The following is a 23,613-nucleotide window of genomic DNA, read 5'->3' as shown; positions in this document are numbered from 1 at the left end:
GAGGCCACAATGATGTCGGGGCATCTGTTCTGGTGGGTCGCGGTGGGCGTGCTGGTCGTGGCCGAGTTGCTGACGGGCACGTTCTATCTGCTGATGATCGCGCTCGGATTTCTCGCGGGCGGGTTGTTGCAGCTGGCCGGTTTCGCGCCGCACGTGCAGTTCGGCGCGGCGGCCGCGGTCGCGATCGTCGCAATGATCGTGCTGCGCCGTTCGGGGCTCGGCCGCAAGCAGAAGCGCGACACGTCGACGAATCCCGACGTCAATCTCGATATCGGCGCGACCGTCACGGTCGACGCGTGGCGTGACGGCCGCGCGCGCGTGCAGTATCGCGGCGCCGACTGGGACGTCGAACTCGCGAACGGCGAGCGCGACGATGTGCACGTCTATCAGGTGAGCGCCGTACGCGGCAACCGTCTCGTGGTCGTGGCGAAACCCGCGGGCTGATCGTCCGCTGATAAAACAAGGAGGGAACGCTTCATGGATTCGCTGATCATCTGGGTTGTCCTGCTCGTCATCGCGATCGTGATCGTGTCGAAGACGGTGAAGATCGTGCCGCAGCAGCATGCGTGGGTGCTCGAGCGCTTCGGGCGCTATCACGCGACGCTATCGCCCGGTCTCAATATCGTGCTGCCATTCGTCGATCGCATCGCCTACCGGCACATACTGAAGGAAATTCCGCTCGACGTGCCGAGCCAGGTCTGCATCACGCGCGACAATACGCAGTTGCAGGTCGACGGCGTGCTGTATTTCCAGGTGATGGACCCGATGAAGGCATCGTACGGGTCGAGCAACTTCGTGCTCGCGATCACGCAGCTTTCGCAGACGATGCTGCGTTCGGTGATCGGCAAGCTCGAACTCGACAAGACCTTCGAGGAGCGCGACTTCATCAACCACAGCATCGTGTCGGCGCTCGACGAAGCCGCCTCGAACTGGGGCGTGAAAGTGCTGCGCTACGAGATCAAGGACCTGACGCCGCCGAAGGAAATCCTGCACGCGATGCAGGCGCAGATCACCGCGGAGCGCGAGAAGCGCGCGCTGATCGCCGCGTCCGAAGGCCGCAAGCAGGAGCAGATCAACCTTGCGTCGGGCGCGCGCGAGGCGGCGATCCAGAAATCCGAAGGCGAGCGGCAGGCCGCGATCAACCAGGCGCAGGGCGAGGCCGCTGCGATTCTTGCCGTGGCCGAGGCGAACGCGCAGGCGATCCAGAAGATCGCGAACGCGATCCAGTCGCAGGGCGGGATGGATGCGGTGAGCCTGAAGATCGCCGAGCAGTATGTCGGTGCGTTCTCGAATCTCGCGAAGCAGGGCAACACGCTGATCGTGCCGTCGAACCTGTCGGATCTCGGCACCGCGATCTCGTCGGCGCTGACGATCGTCAAAAGCGCGTCGTCGGCCGCGGGCGGGAAGGGCTGAGCCGGCTCCCGTGCGCCGCCGGCCGCCTCCGGGCGGCCATCATGCGCGATTCACCTAGCCCAAAGCAACACGGCCCGCTTCGAGCGGGCCGTGTCGTTTGCGATGCGCGTCGCGCGCGTCAGGTCAGGTGCCGGCGCGCATGATGCGCGCCTTTTCGCGTTCCCAGTCGCGCTTCTTCTCGGTTTCGCGCTTGTCGTGCAGCTTCTTGCCCTTCGCGAGCGCGATGTCGCACTTCACGCGGCCCCCCTTGTAGTGGAAGTTCAGCGGCACGAGCGTGTAGCCGCGTTGCTCGACCTTGCCGATCAGTTTCTTGATCTCGTCACGGTGCAGCAGCAGCTTGCGCGTGCGAACCGGGTCGGGGGTGATGTGCGTGGAGGCCTCGGGCAGCGGACTGATATGCGTGCCGATCAGGAAGATTTCGGCGTTCTTGATGACGACGTAACCTTCCCTGATCTGGCCGCGCCCGGCGCGCAGCGCCTTGACTTCCCAGCCCTCCAGCACGAGCCCCGCCTCGTAGCGTTCTTCGATGTGATAATCGAAGTGCGCTTTCCTGTTGTCGATGATGCTCATGAAAGGATCGGGCCAACTCGTTTAAAATCACGATTTTAGCAAAGCGGGCAGGGAATCGCCCGGTTTGCGTTCCTACCTTGAGCGATGCCGCGCGATTTATGGCAGATGTCCAGAAAACCGTATTGATCCGTCATTCGGCGGAACAGATGTTCGACCTCGTCACCGACGTGGCCGACTACCCCAATTTCCTGCCCTGGTGCGGCGGTGTCGAGATCCGCCGTCAGGACGAGAGCGGGATGGAAGCGCGCATCGATATCAACTTCAAGGGCATCAAGCAGCATTTCGCGACGCGCAACACGCAGCAGCGCCCGACGCGGATCGACATGGAGTTCACGGACGGCCCGTTCAAGAAGTTCACGGGCACGTGGCGCTTCACGGCGCTGCGCGCCGATGCGTGCAAGATCGAATTCGCGCTGCACTACGAGTTTTCGAGCATCCTGCTCGAGAAGATCATCGGGCCCGTGTTCAGCCACATTGCGAACACGTTCGTCGATTCATTCGTGAAGCGCGCGGACCAGCGCTACGGAAAGGGGTGACGCGATGCTGTCGATCGAAGTCTGCTATGCGTTGCCGGATCGCCAGACGCTGATCCCGCTGTCGCTGCCCGAAGGGGCGACCGTTCGCTCGGCGATCGACGCGAGCGGCGTGCTCGCGCTGCACCCGGAGATCGATCTCGCGCACGCGAAGACGGGCGTGTACGGCAAGCTCGCGCCGCTCGACGCACCGCTCGCCGACCACGATCGTGTCGAGATCTACCGTCCGTTGATCGTCGATCCGAAGCTTGCGCGCCAGCGGCGCGTCGACAAGTCCCGTCGCGAGGGCTCCGTCGAGGGCCGCAAGTGGATGCACAAGGACGCGCGCTGACGCGCGGTATCGCTCCTTTCGCTCCAATTCGTCTGATCAAATGCCGCGGCGCTCAGTGGGTCGCGGCTTTCGCGTTTGCGGATGCGCTGCCCGGCGTATCGCCGCCGGCGGGCGTGTCGCTGTGCCGTCGCACCGACCCGTATACACCAGCGAGCAGCAGCACGAGCGCGGCGATCTCGAGCACGTGCGGCATCCGCTGGTCGTAAACGAACGCGTAAAGCATCGCGAACACGGTTTCGAACACGATCAACTGGCCCGACAGCGTGAGCGGCAATCGCTTCGACGCGGCATTCCACAGCCCGTTGCCGAGCCACGACGCGCCGATCGCAAGCACGAGGTTCAGCAGCCAGAACAGCTGCCAGCGCGACGCCGGTACGGCCGCCTGCACCGTGCCGGCCGGCAGCGCGAGGATCGCGATCCAGCAGAGCCCGCCGATCAGGCCCGTCACGACGCCCCACAGCACCGACCACTCGTTGCCGCCGAAATGATGATGGCGTTGCAGGTAGCGCGCGTTCGCGACCGCGTACCAGGTCCAGCTCGCGAGCGCGCCGGCCGCGCAAGCGATGCCCGCGAGCTTCTGGCCGAGCGTCGTCGCGTGCGCGGCCTCGGACGTGAACAGATCGACGTTGATGCAGACGATACCCGCGATCACCAGCGCGAGCGGGGCGGCGAGCCGGCGCAGCGGTACGGCGCCGTGGTCGCCGAGGCCGGCGAGCGTGACGGTGACGGGCAGCACGCCGACGATCAGCGAGCTGGGCGCGATGCCGATCAGGTGCACGGCGCCGGACAGCAGCATGTAGTACGCGACGTTGCCGACGACGGCGAGCTTCACGAGCGCCACGAGATCTTCGCGGGTCAGCCGCGCGAGCAGCGAGCGGGCGGCCGGCAGCGCAGCCACGAGCGACACGAGGCCGTACATCGCGTAGCGGCCGGCGCTCAGCAGCAGCGGCGAGAAGTCGGTCAGCAGCCGCGGAACCAGAAACACCATGCCCCACAGGGCGCCTGCCAGGACACCATAGACCACACCGCGCTGCATCGACCGCTCCGAACAAATGACTGACGAGCGCGCATCTTAGCGACGCCGTCCCGGCGGCGTCTTGTTCATTCCTGCACTCGGGGGATGGCCGGGCTTCGGCGTGCTGCGCACCGGAACGGCCGCGACAGGCGGCGGATCAGCCGTCCGCCGGATCGGGCGCTGCCTCGGCGCTGTCGCCCGACGCCCGCGCCGGGCGCTGCACGGTGCGCAGCTTGCCGTTGTTGCCGCCGCCGCAGTAGAACCGGTCGCGGCCGTCGGATTCGAGCCCCGATACACCGACGCCGGGCGGCATGTCGACCTGCTCCAGCACCTGACCCGTGCGCGGATCGATGCGCCGCAGCTCGCTCTGGTCGGCTTCCCAGGTGCCGTGCCACAGCTCGCCGTCGACCCACGTCACGCCGGTGACGAAGCGGTTCGATTCGATCGTGCGCAGCACGGCGCCCGATTGCGGATCCACCTGATGAATCTTGCGTTCACGGTACTGGCCGACCCACAGCGTGCCTTCGGCCCATGCGAGCCCCGAATCGGCGCCGCCGCCGGGGGCCGGGATCGTCGCGAGCACGCGGCCCGATTCCGGATCGATCTTCTCGATGCGGTCCTCGACGATCTGGAACAGGTGGCGGCCGTCGAACGCGGTGCCCGCATGCGCGGCGACGTCGAGCGAGCGGACGGTCGTGCCGCGCTCCGGATCGAGCGCATTCAGCTTGTCGCCGGACGCGTACCACACGTGCCGCCCGTCGAACGTGACGCCGTGCACGCCGTCGACGCCCGGAAACGGGCCGTATTCGTGAATGATGTCTGCACTGGAACGTTTCATGTTCGTCACCTCGTCGTTCGGTGAGGCCATCCTAATCTCCCGGCAGCGGAGCCGGGAGTAACAAGGTCGTCGCGAATCCGGGCAGCGGCGGCGTCATCCAGCGGCGCGCCCGGCCGCGGCCGAGCGCCTGCACCTTGTTCGCTTCGGCGAGCGCGTCGAGCGCGCGCTGCACGGTGCGCTGGCTCGCGCCGAGTGCGAGCGCCAGCGCGGAGCTCGACCACGCTTCACCGTCGGCGAGGAGCGCGAGCACGGCCGCGTGGCGATCGTCGACCGGGCGCGCGAGGACGACGGTCTCGCGCACGCCGAGCGGTTCGAGCGCGAAGCCGCGCGGCGTCGCGATGACGTTCGCGAGCGGTCGCAGCACCGCGCGCAGCCGGCCGATCTCGACGCGCAGGCGCGCGCGATGCGATTCGTCCGCATGTTTCGCGCGGAACGCGGCGGCGACCAGCCCGTTTCTCGACACGTCGGCCGGCCATGCCTCGCCGAGCGTGCGGGCGAGCACGAACAGCACGGGGCGCCGCGCGAGCGACACGGTCGTGCGGGCGTCGCGCACCGTGTGGCGGCACGCATCGACGACGAGCGCATTCGACGCGAGCAGCGTCTCGACTTCGTCGAGCTGGACGAGCCGCGACGTGCCGCGCGCGATGAGTCGCGCGGCCGGTGCGTCGAGCACGCGCGCTGCGGTGTCGACCTCGGCCGTCAGCGCGGCGATGCCGGCATCGCGGGCCGCCACGCGCGCCCGGGCGAGCGCCGCGCGGGCCGCGTGCGTGCGGATGCGGCGCATCGCGATGCCGGCCGCGATCAGCTCATGGGCGGCGCGCGACGCGGCCGGCAGCGGCGCGGGATCGAGGCTCGCGAGCATCCGTTCGGCATCGTCGATGTGACCGATCAGCAGCAGCCGGCGCACGCCGAGATAGCGCGCATGCGCGGCGTTCGCGCGGTCGCCGTGCGCGTCGAGCGTCGCGCAGGCGGCATCGAGCGCACGCGTCGGCCAACGGAGGTCGCGCGACGCGAGCGCGATCTCGGCCTCGGCGACGACGCAGCGCGCACGCGCCACGGCTTCCCTTGGGCCGAATGCGCGTGCGGCGCCGCGCACGAGCATGCGCGCGCGTTCGAAATCGCCGAGCTGCGCCATCGCGATCCCGCGCAGCGCGAGCGCCGGGGCGTCGTCGCGCAGCGCGACACGGTTCAGCGCGCCGAGCGCGTCACCGGCCGCGAGCGCGCGCGCGGCTGCCGTGATCAGCGAATCCATCCGAATCCCGACACACTTGTCACTCCCTCCGGTCCGATGCCCGGCACTAATCTAGCACCACGCACACGGCCCCGTACGCCGTGACCTGATACTCATCGGAAGGAGGAACCCGCAATGACGACCCATCTCACCGGAACGCGCGACGAATGGCTGGCCGAGCGCAGGGCGCTGCTCGATGCGGAAAAGGCGCTGACGCGGCAAAGCGACGAACTCGCGCGGCGGCGCCAGGCACTGCCGTGGGTGCGCATCGACAAGACCTACCGGTTCGACACCGAAGACGGGCAGGCGACGCTCGACGAGCTGTTTCGCGGCCGTTCGCAGTTGCTCGTCTATCACTTCATGTTCGGTCCCGACTACAAGGCCGGCTGCCCGTCGTGCTCGGCGCTCGCCGACGGTTTCGACGGCTTTGCCGTGCACCTGGCGAACCACGACGTGACGCTCGCGGCCGTGTCGCGCGCGCCGCTCGCGAAGCTGCTCGCCTACCGGCAGCGGATGGGGTGGACCTTCCCGTGGGCCTCGTCGGTCGGCAGCGATTTCAACTTCGACTTCAACGTGTCGTTCACCGAAACGCAGCAGCGTACGGGCGACATCGAATACAACTATGCGCGGGCCGGCCACGCGATGGACATGAATCCGCCGCCGGCGCCGGTCGTGCAGTTCGCGGCGACGTGCGGCACGGATGCGGCCACGTATTCGCTCGACCGGCCGGGGATGAGCGCGTTCGTGCGCGACGACGGCGTCGTCTATCACACGTACTCGACCTATGCGCGCGGGCTCGACGGGCTGTGGGGGATGTACCAGTGGCTCGATCGCGCGCCGCTCGGGCGCAACGAGGCGGGCGTCTGGTGGCGCCGCCATGACGAGTACGCGCACGGCTGAGCGCGTGCCGGCGACGGACGGGAGCGCGCGATGACACGGCCGGCAGCCGGCGATACGGGTCCCGATCCGCGGGCATTCGGGGTGGCGCTCGTGGCCGTGTTCGCCGTTGCCGCGCTGGCGACACTGGCGCAGCACGCGTCGATGGCCGCGATGGGCGACGAACCGATGGCCGGCGGCTGGATGACCTCGGCGGCATGGTTGCGGCCGTGCGGATGGGGTGCCAGCCGCGCGTTCGCGGCGTTCGCGGGCATGTGGGGCGCGATGACGGTGACGATGATGCTGCCCGTGCTGGCGCCGACGCTCTGGCGATACCGGCAGAGCGTCGGTCCGCTGGCCGCGGCGCGCCCGACCTGTCTCGTCGTTGTCGCGGGCGCCGGGTATTTCGCGGTATGGATGGCGCTCGGGGCGCTTGCGTTTCCGGTCGGCGGCGCGCTGACGGCTGCCGCGGTACGACTGCCGGCGCTCGCCCGCGCAATGCCTTTCGTGGCCGGCGCGGTCGTGTTCGCCGCAGGCGTGCTGCAGTTCTCGGCGTGGAAGGCGCGGCGGCTGGCTTGCTGCCGGCACGCGGCGGCGGACGCGCGCCGGTCGCGGGCGGATGCCGGCGCGGCATGGCGGCACGGCGTGCGAGCCGCCATGCGTTGCGGCGCCTGTTGCGGGAACCTGATGGCGGTCGCGCTGGCGGTCGGTGTGATGGATCTGCGTGTGATGGCGGCCGTGACGGTCGCGATCGCCGCCGAGCGTCTGGTGCCGGCTGGCGAGCGCGTTGCGCGGATCGTCGGCTGCGTCGCGATCGGGGGCGGCATCGCGATGATCGTGCGCGCGGTCGGGCTGCTATAAGTCCGGGGAAGCGCGCCGCGCGCGGGCCGATTCGGTGCGTTGCCGGGCCGCGTGCGGTCGCAGCCTTCACCGCCGCGTGGCCCGGCCGCGACCGGCGCACTGCCCGTGGCGCAGTCCGTTGCGCGAATGGCTCGATGCAGCGGTGAAACGAAAGGCGATCGAAAATGAACCGAACGGCGATCCGAACGATTCGGCCCCCGAGCGCTTGAAAACGGCTAAGCCGTTGTTCGTGTTGTGAAAATTCGCGGCGCTTCGCGTATAATTCGCTTTTGCGCCCATAGGATTTGCCATGCGTCTGATCCAAAAAGCACTCACTTTCGATGACGTGCTCCTCGTTCCCGCCTTTTCCGACGTTCTGCCGCGCGACACCAGCCTCAAGACCAAGCTGACCCGCAACATCTCCCTGAACATGCCGCTCGTGTCCGCCGCCATGGACACGGTCACCGAAGGTCGCCTTGCGATCGCGATGGCGCAGCAGGGTGGTGTCGGTATCGTCCACAAGAACCTCACGCCGGCCGAACAGGCCCGCGAGGTCGCAAAGGTCAAGCGTTTCGAATCGGGCGTCGTCCGCGATCCGATCACGGTGCCGCCGCAAATGAAGGTGCGCGACGTGATCGCGCTGTCGCGCCAGCATGGCATCTCGGGCTTCCCGGTCGTCGAAGGCCCGCAGCTCGTCGGTATCGTCACGAACCGCGACCTGCGTTTCGAAACGCGCCTCGATGAACCGGTCAAGTCGATCATGACGCCGCGCGAGCGTCTCGTCACGGTCAAGGAAGGCACGCCGCTCGCCGAAGCGAAGGCGCTGATGCACAGCCACCGCCTCGAGCGCGTGCTGGTCGTCAACGACGCATTCGAACTGCGCGGCCTGATGACCGTCAAGGACATCACGAAGCAGACCGAGCACCCGGACGCGTGCAAGGACGAACACGGCAAGCTGCGCGCTGGCGCGGCGGTCGGCGTCGGCGCGGACAACGAAGAGCGCGTCGAACTGCTCGTGCAGGCCGGCGTCGACGTGATCGTCGTCGATACCGCGCACGGTCACAGCAAGGGCGTGCTCGAGCGCGTCCGCTGGGTCAAGCAGAACTACCCGCACGTCGAAGTGATCGGCGGCAACATCGCAACGGCCGCCGCCGCGAAGGCGCTCGTCGAATACGGCGCGGACGCGGTCAAGGTCGGTATCGGCCCGGGCTCGATCTGCACGACGCGGATCGTCGCGGGCGTCGGCGTGCCGCAGATCAGCGCGATCGCGAACGTCTCGGAAGCACTGAAGGGCACGGGCGTGCCGTGCATCGCCGATGGCGGCGTGCGCTTCTCGGGCGACGTGTCGAAGGCCCTCGCGGCCGGCGCAAATGCGGTGATGATGGGCAGCATGTTCGCGGGCACCGAAGAGGCGCCGGGCGACGTGTTCCTGTACCAGGGCCGCCAGTACAAGTCGTACCGCGGCATGGGTTCGGTCGGTGCGATGAAGGACGGCGCGGCAGACCGCTACTTCCAGGACAACTCGGCGAACATCGACAAGCTCGTGCCGGAAGGCATCGAAGGCCGCGTCGCCTACAAGGGCTCGGTCAACGCGATCCTGTTCCAGCTGGTCGGCGGCGTGCGCGCCAGCATGGGCTACTGCGGCTGCCGGTCGATCGACGAGCTGCACGACAAGGCCGAATTCGTCCAGATCACCGCGGCGGGCATGCGCGAGTCGCACGTGCACGACGTGCAGATCACGAAGGAAGCGCCGAACTACCACGTGGACTGATCGCCAATGAAACCGCTGCTGCGAGCCGTGCTGATCATCGATGCCGTGCTGCTGCTGGCGTTCGGCGTGCTGTTTGTGCTGACACCCTGGCAGGCGCTTTTCAACGCATTGCAGCTTGCGAACATCCAGCCGGCGATGCTCGGCCAGGCGTTCGGCATCGCGTTGCTCGGGCTTGCGTGGCTCGCGTTTCATGCAGCGTTCAACGGTGATCTCACGGCGCCCGTCGCGCGGCCGGTCGGCCACGTGTACTGGCTGACCGGCGTGCTGACGATCGTGTGGTCGATCGGCACCGGCAGCGGTCCCGCGCTCGCGGCCGCCGGCAGGGTGCTGTCGGCCGTGGCCGGTGTCGCGCTGATTGTGCTCGGTCTCGGCGGCGTGCGGCTCGCATCGGCCGTGCGCCGGCGCGACAAAGCGCAGGCGCTCGAGGCGCGCGCGCCGGCGCAGCGTCCGGCCGAGCCGGCGATGGCGTCGGCGCCATCGTCGCAGCGCGTGGAACCCGTCGTCAGCCGTCCGGCGGCGCCTGCCGCGCCGTCGTCATCGTCATCGGCCACGCCGGCCGCATCCGACAAATCGTCAGGCACCGTCGCACTCGACGAGCGCCCGCCGATGCAGGATTGACCGGCCATGCGTCGCGCGTGCCGCCTGCCGCCCGACGCCGCCGTCCATGCTCTTGATGCAGCGCATGATGCGCTGCTTTTCTTATTCTCTTCATCCCGTCCGCAGCCATGCACGACAAAATCCTGATTCTCGACTTCGGTTCGCAAGTCACCCAACTGATTGCGCGGCGTGTGCGTGAAGCGCACGTCTACTGCGAAATCCACCCGAACGATGTATCCGACGACTTCGTCCGCGAGTTCGCGCCGAAGGCGGTGATCCTGTCGGGCAGCCACGCGAGCACGTACGAAGACCATCAGCTGCGCGCGCCGCAGGCCGTATGGGATCTCGGCGTGCCGGTGCTCGGCATCTGCTACGGCATGCAGACGATGGCCGTGCAGCTTGGCGGCAAGGTCGAGTGGAGCGACCATCGCGAATTCGGCTATGCGGAAATGCGCGCGCACGGCCATACGCGCCTGCTCGACGGCATCGAGGATTTCACGACGGCCGAAGGCCACGGGATGCTGAAGGTCTGGATGAGCCACGGCGACAAGGTCGCCGAGCTGCCGCCGGGCTTCCAGCTGATGGCGTCGACGCCGAGCTGCCCGATTGCCGGCATGGCCGACGAAGCGCGCGGCTACTACGCGGTGCAGTTCCACCCGGAAGTCACGCACACGGTGAAGGGCCGCCAGATCATCGAACGCTTCGTGCTGCAGATCGCCAGCGCGCAGCCCGACTGGGTCATGCGCGACCACATCGAGGAAGCCGTCGCGAAGATCCGCGAGCAGGTGGGCGACGAGGAAGTGATTCTCGGCCTGTCGGGCGGTGTCGATTCGAGCGTCGCAGCCGCGCTGATCCATCGCGCGATCGGCGATCAACTGACCTGCGTGTTCGTCGACCACGGCCTGCTGCGCCTGAACGAAGGCCAGATGGTGCTCGACATGTTCGAGGGCCGCCTGCATGCGAAGGTCGTGCACGTCGACGCGGCCGACCAGTTCCTCGGCCACCTGGCAGGCGTGACCGATCCGGAAGCGAAGCGCAAGATCATCGGCCGCGAGTTCGTCGAGGTGTTCCAGGCCGAAGCGAAGAAGCTGTCGAAGGCGAAGTGGCTCGCGCAGGGCACGATCTATCCGGACGTGGTTGAATCGGGCGGCACGAAGACGAAGAAGGCGACGACGATCAAGAGCCACCACAACGTCGGCGGCCTGCCGGAAACGCTCGGCCTGAAGCTGCTCGAGCCGCTGCGCGACCTGTTCAAGGACGAAGTGCGCGAGCTGGGCGTGGCGCTCGGCCTGCCGCCGGAGATGGTGTACCGCCATCCGTTCCCGGGCCCGGGCCTCGGCGTGCGGATCCTCGGCGAAGTGAAGCGCGAATATGCAGACCTGCTGCGTCGCGCGGACGCGATCTTCATCGAGGAACTGCGCAACACGACCGCGACCGCGCAGGATGCGGCTGCCGGCCTGTGCGGCGAGGCCGACGTCGGCAAGAGCTGGTACGACCTGACGAGCCAGGCGTTCGCGGTGTTCCTGCCGGTCAAGTCGGTCGGCGTGATGGGCGATGGCCGTACGTACGACTACGTGACGTCGTTGCGCGCGGTGCAGACGACCGACTTCATGACCGCGCACTGGGCGCACCTGCCGTACGCGCTGCTCGGCCGCGCGTCGAACCGGATCATCAACGAGGTGCGCGGGATCAATCGGGTGGTGTACGACATCTCGGGGAAGCCGCCGGCGACGATCGAGTGGGAGTGATCATTCCTGCAGAATCAGCGCTTGATTCCGCTCTCGTCGCTGCGCATGTGTTGATGTCGCGATAGTTCGTAAGCGGATTGCTGGGTCAGTTCGTTTGCTGTCCAGTCGCAGAGTTGGACAAGAAACGGCTTGGCAGTTGCCAAGCCGTTTTGCATTGACGCATTGCGTGAGTCAAGAAACGTCGTGTCTCCGTTCTCCGGATCGGCATTCGGGGCGCGGCAATTCGTTTGGCCAACGCGGATCCCTTCCCGTCGTCGATTTCAACAACTCGATCTCATGTGTGCGTTCGTACGAGCGAACGCAAGTACATAGGCACGTTCGCCTTGCTCGTCGTCTGGACACGCGTCATGAGAGCGTGATCGATACGATCCAGTCCGTAAGTCCGGGCAATATCGTGCTGCAACCGGCACCACAGATGACTGGCCATCTCGGCGTCGACCATCGCCCGGTGAGCACGGCCCGATTTCGGCAACTGCAGCATCTCGGCCAGGCTCGACAGGCGGTGACTCCGAGCGTCCGGGTAGACACGTCTCGCCACGAGCATGGTGCAAGCAAAGGCGTGCTCGGCTGACATGTCAAGAAGCCCGAGCTCTGACTGCCAGAACCGTTTATCGAAACCGGCGTTGTGGGCCACGACGGCATGCTTGCCGACGAACGCCGCCGCTTCTTTCATGACTTTTGACGCCGGGGGAGCCGATGCGATCATATCGTTCGTGATGCCGGTGAGCGCGACGACATCGGACGGGATGCGTCTGCCTGCATTCATCAAACTCTGGAAACGGTCGACGACTTGCCCGTCGCGCAGCAGGATGACGGCAATTTCGGTCGCACGGTCGCCCAGATTCGGCGATAGCCCGGTTGTTTCGAAGTCCAGTACCGCGACGGTTTGCATGGTTGAATTCGGATGCTTCATCAGAGGATGTCGAGTTTGGCCGAGAGGGTAGCATCTTCGTGCTCGCGAACGGCAGATTCATCGAGCGGCGCGCGGGCCGGCTTCCGATTGACGATAATGAAATCTCGCTCCAGGCCTGTCGGACATGCTGCCGTGACTCAACTGACGCTACCCGGATTCGATACGCCGCCGCCGGTTCCCGTGCACCGCTTCTTTTTCGCCGTGATGCCGGATCCGGCCACGGCTGTGCGCATTGCCGGCATAGCCAAAAGCATGCAACTGGAGCAGGACAGTCCGTTGAGCACCGAGCGTCTGCATGTCACGCTGGGTTCTCTAGGCGATTTCGCTTATGTGCCGGGTGCCACCCTTGCGCGGGCACGTGCGGTGGCGGACCGCGTGGCTGTGCGGTCTTTCTCCGTGAGGTTCGACAAGATCGTCAGCTTCAACGGGCGGCCCGGTCATCAGCCGCTGGTGCTGATGGGACAGGCCGATCTGGAAGACTTGATCGATTTTCGACGGCAGTTGCGAGACGCGCTGAAACGGGTAGGCGTGCGCGTTTTTCCCTCGAGTTTCACCCCGCACGTGACGCTGCTGTATGGCGCACGGAGGCCCGATGAGTACAGAATCGAGCCGATTACCTGGACCGTATGCGAATTCGTCCTGATCGACAGCTGGCTCAACAGGTCGCACTACGACGTGTTGGGGCGCTGGCCGCTGACGACCGGCGGCCCGTCGGGATGATCGTGACGCCGCAAGTGCGGTGTCGTTTTCAGCGTATCCGGACCGGGCCGGTGCAGTGTCCCTTGCTCGCCGGGCCGCCGGTTCAGTCCCGATCGTCACCGCGATAACGAAGGTGAATCAGCGGATAAGGGCGTCCTTGTCCATCCCGCTCCGATCGCCCGCAGCGCTCGAATCCGAGCCGCTCATAAAATCCGGCCGCCGCTTCGTTCTGTTCGTTGACGTCGGTCGACAGGTCGGGATGGCGCTTGAGCGCTTCTTCGATCAGCCGCCGGCCGACCCCCGCGCCATGGTGTGCGGGATCGACGAATAGCGCTTCCATGTGGCTGCCGTCGAGCAGCATGAAGCCGATCGGACGATCGGTTTCGTCGACGGCCAGATCGAGCGGTGCGCCCGGCAGAAACGCGACGACTTCGGATTCGATTGAACGACGATCGTCGTCGCTCAGGAAGTGATGCGTGGCATCGACGGCGTTGCGCCAGATATCCAGCACGCGTGTGCCGTCGGTCTCGGTGGATTGTCGAATTCTGATCATGGTTTGATATGTTGTGATCCGGCGCTCGACAGATAGCCGGCTCCGTGACGGAACGAACGCATCGCGGTGATGCGCAAGCGACGCGGAAGTGTTAGGCGGATGGCGGACGCGCGTTGCCCAGCTCCGCCGCCCGCTCGATTGCCCGTCGCGCGACGTCGCGCACGCCCGCGCTCATCGGCAAATCGTCGCGGGCGAGTTCGTCGATGCCGAACCAGCGTGCGTCGAGTGCATCGTCGCCGGCGGCCGGCGTGCCGCGCAGCCATCTGCACAGCACCGCGACCATGATGAAATGCTGGCGCACGGCGCCGTGTGCATCGTAATCGAACGCGTCCAGCGCGGTGAAGATGTCGAGCGCTTCCACGTCGACCGTCGTCTCTTCCGCGATCTCGCGTACGACCGCATCCGCGAGCGGCTCGCCCGGCTCGATCTTGCCGCCACGCGGATCACCGGGCGTTCCCGGAACGTCGTTCGATCGCACGGATCACGGCGACCATGTCGGCCGCGCCATGTCCGGCCTGCTCGGTTTCGCCGTAGAGCGGGTGGCAGATGTGGAGCAGCGGCGACGCGGCGCCGATGCTCCACACGAAGAGCGGCGTGCCGGCCCGTGCGAGAGTGAGCGCCATCGGCGTGCCCATCACGCCGAGGCCGATGAATCCGACTGCGGTTTGCATGGCGCTGCTCCCACTGTAGGTGGCGACGATCGTGGGCGTCAGTATCGCAGCGTTTTCGCCCGCCTGCCATCTGGCCCGGGCGACCGCGGAAGCCGCGTTATCGCCGCTACGCGAGGCCCGCCAGGTACGGCCACGGATAAATACCGCGTGCATGGCCGTCGCCGAACAGGAAGCGTACACCGTAGCCGAGCGCTTCCACGCCGTCGAGCGTCAGGCCCGGCCGCGCGTCGATGTGGCCGCCGTCGAACCGGACCTTTCGGCATTCCGCGCACGGGCAATCGCTGCGCAACCGCGCATAGCCGATGCGTTGCGTGGCGCCGTCGGGCCAGTGCAGCGTCAGTGCGCGTGCCGGGTGATCGAGTGCGATTTCTGTCGGCGCGATCATCGCGGCGCCTCGTCGATCTGTCCGATGGCGATCCGCACGGCCTTGCGTACTTCGGGGTCGCGATCGTCGAGCGCGTCGTGCAGCGCGGGCAGCGTCGCCCGGTCGCGCAATTCGCCGAGCGCGAGCGCGGCTTCCTTGCGCAGATTGCTGATCGCATGCGAGAGCAGCGCGACGACGGCCGATGCCGCGGCCGCATCGCGCAATTGCCCGAGCGCGCGGACGGCGCGCACGCGCACTTGCCAGTAATCGTCGTCGAGCGCGGCGACGAGCGGGTCACGCGCAACGGCGGCGCGCAGCTTGCCGAGCGTGGCAGCCGCTTCTTCGCGCACTTGCCATTCGACGTCACGCAGCGCCGCGAGCAACGCGGTGACGACGGTGGTATCGCCGGCCGCTGCAAACCCGATCGCGCCGACCGCGGCGCGCCGCACGTCGGCATCGGCGTCCGTGGTCGCGACGCGGGCGAGCGGCGGCAGCGCGCGGCCGTCCTTGAGCCAGCCGAGCACGACGACTGCCTCGGCGCGTATGGCAGCGGCGCTCGCGTCGAGCGCGCGCAGCGCGGGCGCGAATGCGTCGGGGTCGCGCAATTCGCGCAAGCCGCGCAGTACGGCACCGCGCACGAACGGCTCGGGCCGGTCGGCCCAGCGGCACAGCACGGCGCCCGATGCCGCGTTCTTCAGTTCGGACAGGCTCTGCGCGGCAGTCGTGCGCACGCCGTCGTCCGGATCGAGCAGCGCGTGGCACAGCGCGTCGACGACATCGGGCTGCTCCCATGCGTCGAGCACGCGCGCGGCCTCGCTGCGCACGTCGGCCGACGGGTCGTCGCGCAGCGCCGCGACGAACGACGGCACGAGTTCGGGCGCCTCGAGATCGGCGAGTTCGAGCAGCGCGATGCGGCGCACCGTTGCATCGGCTGCGGCGAGGCGCGCGACGGGCGCGGCATGATCGGCGGCCGGCACGCCGGGCAGCGGGAAAGCGGAGGAAGAAGCGGTCATGGAAAAAAGTCGGTGCGGTGAATGGGCAGGCACGCACGCTCACGCGGCGTTGCGCAACAGCGCGAGACAGCGGCGCTTGATGTCGACGAACGAGGGCTCGGTCGTGCTGTCGTCGGTGCGGGGCCGCGCGAGCGGCACGCGGATGTCGGCGACGATGCGCGCGGGCCGCGGCGACAGCATCAGGATGCGGTCGCCGAGAAACAGCGCTTCCTCGATGTCGTGCGTGACGAACAGCACGGTCGTGCCGATGCGCGACCAGATGTCGAGCAGCAGCGTCTGCATCATCCGGCGCGTCTGCGCGTCGAGCGCGCCGAACGGCTCGTCCATCAGCAGCACGCGCGGCCGGTTGATCAGCACGCGGGCGATCTCGACGCGCTGCTGCATGCCGCCGGAAAGCTGCGCGGGGTAGTGCGCGCCGAAGCCGCCGAGCCCGACGAGTTCGAGCAGTTCGGCCGCTTCGCGGCGGCGTTCGTGCGCGGGCACGCCTTTCATCTTCAGGCCGAACGCGACATTGTCGATCACGCGCTTCCACGGAAACAGCGTGTGCTGCTGGAACACGAGCCCGCGATCGGGATGCGGGCGGTCGACCGGTTCGCCGTCGACGACGATCTCGCCGTGCGTGGCGGCGACGTGGCCGGCGAGCGCGCCGAGCAGCGTCGATTTTCCGCAGCCGGACGGCCCGAGCACGCAGACGAATTCGCCGGGCGCGATGTCGACGTCGAGCGCATCGAGCGCCGCGAAGCGCGCATGCGGCGGGCCGAGTTCGATCGTCAGTGCGCGCACGCCGACGCGGCCGGGTGCGGTCGATGTCCTGTCCGCGGCGCTCATGGCCGGCCTCCGCGCGGTGCGTACCACGGCGTGAGCGCCGCGCCGATGCGCTTGACGAGCAGGCTGCTGCCCATCCCGAGCAGGCCGATCAGCGCCATGCCGACCACGATGTCCGGGTAGTTCTGCAACGTATAGGATTCCCACGTGAAATAGCCGATACCGTACTGACCCGCGATCATCTCGGCCGTGACGAGGCAGAACCACGCGGTGCCCATCCCGATCGACAGGCCCGTGAAGATCGACGGCGCGGCGCCGGGCAGGATCACTTCCGCATAGAGCGCGAGGCCGCGCGTGCCGAGGCTGCGCGCGGTCGCGACGAGCCGCGGGTCGACGGCTTCGGCGCCATGCACGGTATTGAGCAGGATCGGGAACAGCGCGCCGACGAACGTGATGAACATCATGCTCAGCTCCGACGACGGAAACATCAGGATCGCGAGCGGAATCCACGCGACGGCCGGAATCGGCCGCAGCATCTCGAGTGGCGGCAGCAGCGTGTCCTCGAGCGCGCGATAGCGGCCGATCGCGAGTCCGAGGCCGATGCCGGCGACTGCCGCCGCGACGAAGCCGGCCAGCACGCGCGTGATGCTCGCGAACAGGTGCATCGGCAGCTTCGGCGATTGCAGGAACGATGCCAGCGCGGGGCCGACGTCGGCCGGCGCGGGCACGTTCGCGAACGTGACGATGCCGAGCGACAGCCGCCAGTGGACGGCCGCTTGCCACAGCGCGATGCAGGCGGCGAGCGATGCGAAACGCCATGCGCGGCGGCGCATCGGTGTCGGGCGGCGGCGCGCGGCGAAATGCGGCGAGCGGGCGTCACCGCTGCGCGGTGCGTCGGTGAGGCGGCGTTTGACGAGGTCGAGGGTGGCGGCCATGCGGAAGTCCGGTGTCGACGAATGGAAAGAGGCGGGCGCGCGACGCTCAGCGCGCGGCGAGCGCCTGCGCGGTGACGGTCTTCGCGACCGCATAGTCAACCACCGCGCCCGATACCTGCTGCGCGTACGCGTCGGCGCCCGACTTCAGCAGGAACGCGGTGAGCACGCCGTGCGCGTCCTTTACGTACCACGCCTGGTCGGCGAACAGCTTCAGGCCGCTGGCATGGTCGTGCACGAACACCGCGCGCACCTTCGCGGACGGGCCGAGCTTGCCGAGCGCCGCAAAGGCGGCTGCGGGGCTGGCATAGTGGCGCACGGCTTCGTCGCCGGCGAGCCAGACCTGCGCGACGTCGTTGAAGTCGCGGATCGGCTTGCCGGTCGACGCATCGTTCGCGACGAGCGACTGCTTGCCGTAGTGTTTCAGCGCCGCGTCGTAGTCGAGCCCGGACGCCTTGAACGCCGCACGGATATAGCGATCGTCGACGAACGTCGCGGGGTCGGGCGCGGTGTCGGTCTTCTTCAGCAGCTTCAGCGTATCGATGGCCGTCGCGACCGCTTGCCGGTATTCGGGCTTCCACGTCAGGTCGCGGGTCTGGATGCCGAGCGGCCCGTGATACAGGTAGTCGACCGGCGCCTCGATGCCGGTGACCTTCTCGATCAGCAGGCTGTACTTTTCCGGGTTCTGCGCGAGCAAGCGGTTCGCTTCGATCGCGGCGCGCAGATAGGCCACCACGATTTCCGGATAGCGCCGCGCGTAATCCGCGTCGACGAGCGCACCGTGGAAGGTCGGCGCGTGGGTCTGCGCGCCGTCGTAGATCTTGCGCGCGATGCCGCGGTACGGGAACAGGTCGGCGAACGGCACGAAGTCCGCATGCGCGTCGATCTTGTTCGCCTTCAGCGCGCTGCCGGCCACTTCGGGCGCCTGCGTGACGATGTTCACGTCGGTGTCGGGGTTCCAGCCCTGGGCCTTGATTGCGCGCAGCAGCATGCCGTGCGCGGTCGATGCGAACGGCACCGAGATCGTCTTGCCCTTCAGGTCGGCCAGCCCGCGCACCGTCGAATTCGACGGCACGACGATCCCGTTGCCGCTGCCGTCGATGCTGCCGTCCAGCACGGTGATGAACACGCTGCGGCGGCCGGCCTTGCGGAACGCCGCGCCGTTCAGCGCGCCGGGGAAATCGGCCATCGCGCCGAAGTCGAGCTTGCCGGCGACCATCTCGTTGGTCAGCGGCGCGCCGGACGTGAAATCCTTCCACTGCACGTCGTACTTCACGTCCTGATACTTGCCGGTGTGCGGCAGGTACTTGTCGAGCAGATGCAGTTCGCGGATCAGCAGGCCGCCGGTCGCGCAATTGATCGTCGTATCCTGCGTTCCGATCGCGATGCGGATCGTCTCCGCATGCGCGAAACCGGTGGCCGCGACCGCGATCGATGCGGCGAGCAGGCGGAACATCCGTAGCATTCTTTTCATGTGTCGTGAGTCCGGTAGTGTGGAAGCGGCGCGCGGGTGGCGCGCCGTGTCAGCGCAGCAGGTAAGGGATGTCGACCTTGACGGCGCCGGTCGGGCAATCGCGCTCGCATGGCATGCAGTACCAGCATTCGTCGAACTGCATATAGGCCTTGCCCTTGGTCACGTCGATCGCGAGCAGGTCGAGCGGGCACACGTCGACGCAGACGGTGCAGCCCTTGTCGGCGATGCACAGTGCCTCGTCGATCGTGACGGGCGCGCTGCTGCGCAGGAAGATGTCGTGCGGGGTATGGGACACGGTACGGCTCCTCAGAGGGCGGCCGCGAGCGCGGCCGGTTCGCGGATGCGCAGATGCGCGTAGGCGCCGCGCTCGTCGTCGGCAAGCGGCACGATGTACGGCTCGACCGGCCGCTTCTCGCTGCGCATCGCGCCGTCGGCGTCCTTGCGCAGCCATGTATGGCAGAACCATTCGGCGTCGTTGCGGTGCGGAAAGTCGACGCGATGGTGGTACAGCCCCCAGCGGCTCTCGGTGCGGAACAGCGACGCGCGCGCGGCCATTTCCGCGCAGTCCCGGATCGCGCGCACTTCGGCCGCGCGCATCAGTTCGTGCGGATGGTTCGCCTTCATCTCTTCGATATCCTCAGTAATGCCGTCAAAGCGTTGCAGCCCGATCTCCATCTTGCGCGTCACCTTCGGCGGTTGCAGGTAGTCGTTCACCATGCGGCGCAGCTTGTACTCGACCTGCGCCGGCGCCAGGCCGCGCTCGCGCAAAAGCGGGGCAAGCACGCGAGCGCGCTCGGCGTCGACCTGTTCGTCGTCCACCGGCGCATGGTCGCGGCCGGCTACGTAGTCGGCCGCGTTCTGTCCGGCGAACCAGCCGTACGTGAACGCGCCGAGCATGTAGTTGTGCGGGACGGCCGCCATGTCGCCAGCCGCGTAGAGCCCCGGCACGGTCGTTTCCGCGCGCGCGTTCACATACACGCCGGATGCGCTGTGGCCGCTGCAGAAGCCGATCTCGGAGATGTGCATCTCGACCATCCGGTTTCGGTAGTCGGTCCCGCGCCCCGCGTGGAAGCGGCCGCGGCTCGGCCGCTCGTTCGTATGCAGGATCTGCTCGATGGTCCGGATCGTTTCTTCCGCGAGATGGTCGAGTTTCAGGAACACGGGGCCGTTGCCGCTTTGCAATTCCTGGTAGAACTCCCACATCATCTGACCGCTCCAGTAATCGCATTCGATGAAGCGTTCGCCCTTGCCGTTCGCGGTGAAGCCGCCGAGCGGACCCGTCACGTAGGCGCACGCGGGGCCGTTGTAGTCCTTGATCAGCGGATTGATCTGGAAGCATTCGAGATTCGCGAGTGCGGCGCCCGCGTGATAGGCCATCGCATAGCCGTCGCCCGCGTTGGTCGGGTTCTCGTACGTGCCCATCAGGTAGCCCGACGCCGGCAGCCCGAGGCGGCCGGCCGCGCCGCAGCAGAGAATCACGGCTTTCGCGCGGATCACGTGGAAATCCGCGGTGCGGCAGTCGAAGCCGAGCACGCCGCTCGCGCGGCCCTGCGCGTCGGTCAGCACGCGCGTCGCGACGATCCGGTTCGTGATCGCGATGCGCGCGCGCTTCAGCTGCCGGTACAGCACTTTCTTGATGTCGTGTCCTTCCGGCATCGGCAGCACGTACGAACCCATGTGATGAACCTTCTTCACGGCGTAGTCGCCGGTGCCGTCCTTCTCGAACTTCACGCCCCAGCGGTCGAGCTGCTCGATCGTCGCGAAGCTGTGCTGCGCATACGCATGGACGGCTTCCTGGTCGACGATGCCGTCGTTGGCGACCGTGATCTCGCGCGTGTACTGCTCGGGCGTCGCATGTCCGGGGATCACCGCGTTGTTCAGGCCATCCATGCCCATCGAGATCGCGCCGCTGCGCTTTACGTTGGCCTTCTCGAGCAGCAGCACGCGCAAGGACGGGTCGCGCTCCTTCGCCTTGATCGCTGCCATCGGGCCGGCCGTGCCGCCGCCGACCACGACGACGTCGTATTCGTGCACATGGGTATTCATCGAGGGTTCCTTGCAGGTTTGCGCGCCTTCTGCCGGTCGATGCGCAACCGGTACTGGAAGGCGTCGCCGCGGAAGTAGAGGTATTCGTAGTCGATCGGCGCGCCCGACGCGTCGTGCGTGAGGCGCTCGATGCGCAGCACGGGGCTGCTTTCCTCGACGTGCAGCGCGTCGACGATCTCGTCGTCGGCGAGGATCGCGTCGATCGACACGTCGGCATGACCGAGCGGGATGCCGCAGTCGTTTTCCAGGACCAGGAAGATGTCGCGGGTCGCGAGATCGGCGCCCGCGAGGCGCTTGCCGAGCGCTTCGGGCACCCAGGTCTGTTCGAGCGACACCGGCTCGCGGTTCAGCAGCCGCACGCGGTGAATCTCGACGAGCGGCGCGCCTTCCGGCACGTTCAGCTTGGTCGCGAGATGACGATCGGCCTTGACGGTGCGGAAGCTGCGCAGCTGGTTGACGATCTCATAGCCCATCGACGACATCGCCTCGGCAAAGCCCTGCAGCGACGTCACGTTCTGGAACGCCTTCGGCTTCGACACGAACGTGCCCTTGCCGTGCAGCTTGAACAGCAGGCCTTCCTTCTGCAGGTCGCCGAGCGCCTGGCGCACCGTGATGCGGCTGACGTCGAACATTGCGCAGAGTTCGTGCTCGGAAGGCATCCGGCTGTGCGGCGCATGGGTGCCGTCGAGAATGCGCGCGCGCAGCGTGTCCTTGATCTGCACGTAGAGCGGGGCCGCCGACAGCGGCACGACGTTGGGTGGGGTCATCGGTCAACTTGTTATGACAAGATCGCTCGAGTGTAGTCAGCGCGATCGCTGGCCCCAACCAACGATTTCTGATTTCGACTTTCCGATTCCGGAAAAGCCGGGCGGCAAGCTGCGGACCGAACGGGCGGTCCCGCGTCCGGTGTTGGCCCGATCTGCCCCTTGTCGGCCGCGCGGATTGGCCGACAATAAAAAATCGGCCGGCGTGTGCGCCGCGCCTGTCGATTTCCCGATGCGTCGCCCGTCGTATCCATGTCGACCGGGCTCGCGATAGCGTCGATGCGGCCAACTGCACATGCCGCCGCGCGCGGCAACAGGCGCCCGGTTCCCGAGGATTACCGAAACGAGCAAGGAGACGCCCAATGCCGGATTCTCGATACCGCTGGGTGATCGTCGTCGCGGGCGGCCTGATGGGCTGCATCGCGGTCGGCGCGATGTTTTCGCTGCCCGTGTTCCTGCGGTCCATTGCGCGCGACACGGGCTGGTCGATGACCGGAATTTCCGGCGCAATGACGCTCGGCTTCGTTGCAATGGCCTTCGCGAGCATGGGGTGGGGCAGCCTGTCGGACCGCATCGGCACGCGCGCGGTCGTCGTGACGGGCGCCGTCCTGCTGTCGGCGAGCCTGGCGCTGGCGAGCCGCGCGCCGTCGCTGCTCGCGTTCCAGCTGACCTTCGGCCTCGCGGTCGGCAGCGCGACGGCCGCGGTATTCGTGCCGATGATGGCGTGCGTGACGGGCTGGTTCGACACGCACCGCAGCCTGGCGGTGTCGCTCGTGTCGGCCGGCATGGGGATGGCGCCGATGACGATGTCGCCGCTGGCCGCGTGGCTCGTGTCGGCATACGACTGGCGCACGTCGATGCTGCTCATCGCCGCGCTGGCGGCCGTCGTGATGATTCCGGCGTCGCTGCTGGTGCGCCGGGCGCCCGCGCTCGACGGCACGCACGCGGCACCTCTGCCGGCCGGCGCGCCCGCGGCGATGTCGGTCGCGGACGCGTTGCGTTCGCCGCAGTTCATGGTGCTGCTGCTGACCAATTTCTTCTGCTGCGCGACCCACTCGGGCCCGATCTTCCATACGGTCAGCTACGCGGTGACATGCGGGATCCCGCTGATCGTCGCGGTGTCGATCTACAGCGTCGAAGGGCTCGCGGGCATGGGCGGCCGGATCGCGTTCGGGCTCCTCGGCGACCGCGTCGGCGCGAAGCGCATGCTGGTGGCCGGGCTGCTCGCACAGGCGCTCGGCGCGCTCGGTTACTACTTCGTGCGCACGCTCGACGGGTTCTACGCGGTCGCGACGCTGTTCGGCTTCATCTATGCGGGCGTGATGCCGCTGTATTCGGTGCTCGCGCGCGAGAATTTCCCGCTGCGGATGATGGGCACCGTGATCGGCGGCTGCGCGATGGCCGGCAGCCTCGGGATGGCCGCGGGGCCCGTCGCCGGCGGCCTGATCGTCGATACGTTCGGCAGCTATGGCTGGCTGTACATCGGTTCGTTCGCGATCGGCCTCGGCGCGTTCCTGATCGCGATGATGTTCCGCCCGTTTGCGAAAGCGCGGCCGGAAACGGTGGCCGCTTGACCCGGCAACGAAAGCGGGGCGACCGCCGTTTCGCCGGATTGGCGAGGTTCGGCCCGCATCGTCGCAAATAAAAAACAGGGCC

Annotated in this window: 27 protein-coding genes and 1 pseudogene; 11 read left to right on the top strand and 17 right to left on the bottom strand. The window is 67.5% G+C overall.

Annotated features, from left to right (window positions below):
• The first annotated feature begins 9 nt into the window (after positions 1-9).
• Both CUJ89_RS11075 and CUJ89_RS11070 read left to right on the top strand, forming a co-directional pair.
• Positions 10-444, top strand: coding sequence for an NfeD family protein (locus CUJ89_RS11075; protein ID WP_114177367.1), 435 nt, complete (start codon positions 10-12; stop codon positions 442-444).
• 33 nt (positions 445-477) lie between these two features.
• Positions 478-1,413 (top strand): SPFH domain-containing protein, encoded by a 936-nt coding sequence (locus CUJ89_RS11070; RefSeq protein ID WP_114177366.1) that lies wholly within the window; start codon positions 478-480, stop codon positions 1,411-1,413.
• Between the two features lie 123 nt (positions 1,414-1,536).
• Here CUJ89_RS11070 and smpB read toward each other — a convergent pair whose 3' ends face one another.
• Positions 1,537-1,983, bottom strand: coding sequence for an SsrA-binding protein SmpB (gene smpB, locus CUJ89_RS11065; RefSeq protein WP_114177365.1), 447 nt, complete (start codon positions 1,981-1,983; stop codon positions 1,537-1,539).
• A 98-nt stretch (positions 1,984-2,081) separates the two neighbouring features.
• Here smpB and CUJ89_RS11060 point away from each other — a divergent pair, with 98 nt between their 5' ends.
• Positions 2,082-2,519: a type II toxin-antitoxin system RatA family toxin gene (locus tag CUJ89_RS11060; protein ID WP_114177364.1), complete on the top strand. Its 438-nt coding sequence runs from the start codon at positions 2,082-2,084 to the stop codon at positions 2,517-2,519.
• A gap of 4 nt (positions 2,520-2,523) precedes the next feature.
• Positions 2,524-2,847 carry an RnfH family protein gene (locus CUJ89_RS11055; RefSeq protein WP_114177363.1) on the top strand — a complete coding sequence of 108 codons (324 nt, stop codon included), beginning with the start codon at positions 2,524-2,526 and terminating at the stop codon, positions 2,845-2,847.
• A 52-nt stretch (positions 2,848-2,899) separates the two neighbouring features.
• Here CUJ89_RS11055 and CUJ89_RS11050 read toward each other — a convergent pair whose 3' ends face one another.
• The 3 genes from CUJ89_RS11050 to CUJ89_RS11040 form a co-directional block, all read right to left on the bottom strand.
• A complete protein-coding gene (locus CUJ89_RS11050) occupies positions 2,900-3,883 on the bottom strand; it encodes a DMT family transporter (RefSeq protein WP_114177362.1) in 984 nt (327 codons plus the stop codon).
• A gap of 136 nt (positions 3,884-4,019) precedes the next feature.
• Positions 4,020-4,700, bottom strand: a complete 681-nt coding sequence (locus CUJ89_RS11045; protein WP_114178577.1) for a glutaminyl-peptide cyclotransferase — start codon at positions 4,698-4,700, stop codon at positions 4,020-4,022.
• Between the two features lie 31 nt (positions 4,701-4,731).
• The gene (locus CUJ89_RS11040) at positions 4,732-5,952 is read right to left on the bottom strand and encodes a helix-turn-helix domain-containing protein (RefSeq protein WP_114177361.1); all 1,221 of its coding nucleotides are present in this window, start codon (positions 5,950-5,952) and stop codon (positions 4,732-4,734) included.
• 114 nt (positions 5,953-6,066) lie between these two features.
• Here CUJ89_RS11040 and CUJ89_RS11035 point away from each other — a divergent pair, with 114 nt between their 5' ends.
• Positions 6,067-6,831, top strand: a complete 765-nt coding sequence (locus tag CUJ89_RS11035) for a DUF899 domain-containing protein (protein WP_114177360.1) — start codon at positions 6,067-6,069, stop codon at positions 6,829-6,831.
• A gap of 30 nt (positions 6,832-6,861) precedes the next feature.
• Positions 6,862-7,668, top strand: coding sequence for a DUF2182 domain-containing protein (locus CUJ89_RS11030; protein WP_114177359.1), 807 nt, complete (start codon positions 6,862-6,864; stop codon positions 7,666-7,668).
• A 66-nt stretch (positions 7,669-7,734) separates the two neighbouring features.
• On the opposite strand, the gene CUJ89_RS37975 is transcribed toward CUJ89_RS11030, so the two are convergent.
• The gene (locus CUJ89_RS37975; RefSeq protein WP_161556536.1) at positions 7,735-7,959 is read right to left on the bottom strand and encodes a hypothetical protein; all 225 of its coding nucleotides are present in this window, start codon (positions 7,957-7,959) and stop codon (positions 7,735-7,737) included.
• On the opposite strand from CUJ89_RS37975, the gene guaB reads away from it, so the two are divergent.
• The 3 genes from guaB (at position 7,958) to guaA (ending at position 11,763) form a co-directional block, all read left to right on the top strand.
• Positions 7,958-9,418 (top strand): IMP dehydrogenase, encoded by a 1,461-nt coding sequence (guaB, locus tag CUJ89_RS11025; protein WP_114177358.1) that lies wholly within the window; start codon positions 7,958-7,960, stop codon positions 9,416-9,418. The two genes, CUJ89_RS37975 and guaB, sit on opposite strands and share 2 nt — an antisense overlap.
• Before the next feature lie 6 nt (positions 9,419-9,424).
• Positions 9,425-10,036 carry a hypothetical protein gene (locus CUJ89_RS11020; protein ID WP_114177357.1) on the top strand — a complete coding sequence of 204 codons (612 nt, stop codon included), beginning with the start codon at positions 9,425-9,427 and terminating at the stop codon, positions 10,034-10,036.
• 107 nt (positions 10,037-10,143) lie between these two features.
• Positions 10,144-11,763: a glutamine-hydrolyzing GMP synthase gene (gene guaA, locus CUJ89_RS11015; protein WP_114177356.1), complete on the top strand. Its 1,620-nt coding sequence runs from the start codon at positions 10,144-10,146 to the stop codon at positions 11,761-11,763.
• Between the two features lie 274 nt (positions 11,764-12,037).
• On the opposite strand, the gene CUJ89_RS11010 is transcribed toward guaA, so the two are convergent.
• On the bottom strand, positions 12,038-12,655 hold the full coding sequence (locus CUJ89_RS11010) for a PolC-type DNA polymerase III (protein ID WP_114177355.1): 618 nt from the start codon (positions 12,653-12,655) through the stop codon (positions 12,038-12,040).
• A 117-nt stretch (positions 12,656-12,772) separates the two neighbouring features.
• On the opposite strand from CUJ89_RS11010, the gene CUJ89_RS11005 reads away from it, so the two are divergent.
• Complete coding sequence (locus CUJ89_RS11005) at positions 12,773-13,396, top strand: 2'-5' RNA ligase family protein (protein WP_114177354.1); 624 nt, start codon at positions 12,773-12,775, stop codon at positions 13,394-13,396.
• 82 nt (positions 13,397-13,478) lie between these two features.
• On the opposite strand, the gene CUJ89_RS11000 is transcribed toward CUJ89_RS11005, so the two are convergent.
• The 11 genes and pseudogenes from CUJ89_RS11000 to CUJ89_RS10950 form a co-directional block, all read right to left on the bottom strand.
• Complete coding sequence (locus tag CUJ89_RS11000; protein WP_114177353.1) at positions 13,479-13,928, bottom strand: acetyltransferase; 450 nt, start codon at positions 13,926-13,928, stop codon at positions 13,479-13,481.
• A 91-nt stretch (positions 13,929-14,019) separates the two neighbouring features.
• Positions 14,020-14,406, bottom strand: a complete 387-nt coding sequence (locus tag CUJ89_RS10995) for an NUDIX hydrolase (protein WP_236654885.1) — start codon at positions 14,404-14,406, stop codon at positions 14,020-14,022.
• Positions 14,407-14,506: 100 nt separating this feature from the next.
• A pseudogene (locus CUJ89_RS38930) lies at positions 14,507-14,599 on the bottom strand (NAD(P)-binding domain-containing protein); the annotation flags it as partial.
• 106 nt (positions 14,600-14,705) lie between these two features.
• Positions 14,706-14,984 carry a gamma-butyrobetaine hydroxylase-like domain-containing protein gene (locus tag CUJ89_RS10985; protein ID WP_114177351.1) on the bottom strand — a complete coding sequence of 93 codons (279 nt, stop codon included), beginning with the start codon at positions 14,982-14,984 and terminating at the stop codon, positions 14,706-14,708.
• Complete coding sequence (locus CUJ89_RS10980; RefSeq protein WP_114177350.1) at positions 14,981-15,976, bottom strand: HEAT repeat domain-containing protein; 996 nt, start codon at positions 15,974-15,976, stop codon at positions 14,981-14,983. Before CUJ89_RS10980 ends, CUJ89_RS10985 begins: the two co-directional genes overlap by 4 nt.
• A 39-nt stretch (positions 15,977-16,015) precedes the next feature.
• Positions 16,016-16,804: an ABC transporter ATP-binding protein gene (locus CUJ89_RS10975; RefSeq protein WP_114178576.1), complete on the bottom strand. Its 789-nt coding sequence runs from the start codon at positions 16,802-16,804 to the stop codon at positions 16,016-16,018.
• The gene (locus tag CUJ89_RS10970) at positions 16,801-17,676 is read right to left on the bottom strand and encodes an ABC transporter permease (protein ID WP_114177349.1); all 876 of its coding nucleotides are present in this window, start codon (positions 17,674-17,676) and stop codon (positions 16,801-16,803) included. Before CUJ89_RS10970 ends, CUJ89_RS10975 begins: the two co-directional genes overlap by 4 nt.
• Before the next feature lie 46 nt (positions 17,677-17,722).
• Positions 17,723-19,147, bottom strand: a complete 1,425-nt coding sequence (locus CUJ89_RS10965) for an ABC transporter substrate-binding protein (RefSeq protein WP_114177348.1) — start codon at positions 19,145-19,147, stop codon at positions 17,723-17,725.
• Positions 19,148-19,196: 49 nt separating this feature from the next.
• On the bottom strand, positions 19,197-19,442 hold the full coding sequence (locus tag CUJ89_RS10960; RefSeq protein ID WP_114177347.1) for a ferredoxin family protein: 246 nt from the start codon (positions 19,440-19,442) through the stop codon (positions 19,197-19,199).
• 11 nt (positions 19,443-19,453) lie between these two features.
• Entirely contained in the window at positions 19,454-21,193 is a 1,740-nt protein-coding gene (locus tag CUJ89_RS10955) for a fumarate reductase/succinate dehydrogenase flavoprotein subunit (protein ID WP_114177346.1), read from the bottom strand.
• The gene (locus CUJ89_RS10950; RefSeq protein WP_114177345.1) at positions 21,190-21,960 is read right to left on the bottom strand and encodes a GntR family transcriptional regulator; all 771 of its coding nucleotides are present in this window, start codon (positions 21,958-21,960) and stop codon (positions 21,190-21,192) included. The genes CUJ89_RS10955 and CUJ89_RS10950 overlap by 4 nt, the downstream gene beginning before the upstream one ends.
• 359 nt (positions 21,961-22,319) lie before the next feature.
• Between CUJ89_RS10950 and CUJ89_RS10945 the strand changes: the two genes are divergently transcribed.
• The gene (locus CUJ89_RS10945) at positions 22,320-23,531 is read left to right on the top strand and encodes an MFS transporter (protein ID WP_114177344.1); all 1,212 of its coding nucleotides are present in this window, start codon (positions 22,320-22,322) and stop codon (positions 23,529-23,531) included.
• Positions 23,532-23,613: the final 82 nt, after the last annotated feature.

Origin of the sequence: Burkholderia pyrrocinia (genome assembly GCF_003330765.1) — a bacterium.
In the GTDB taxonomy this organism is placed as follows: Bacteria; Pseudomonadota; Gammaproteobacteria; order Burkholderiales; family Burkholderiaceae; genus Burkholderia; species Burkholderia pyrrocinia_B.
Note: the sequence above shows the minus strand (reverse complement) of the source record. Positions and strands in the feature narration are given on the sequence as shown.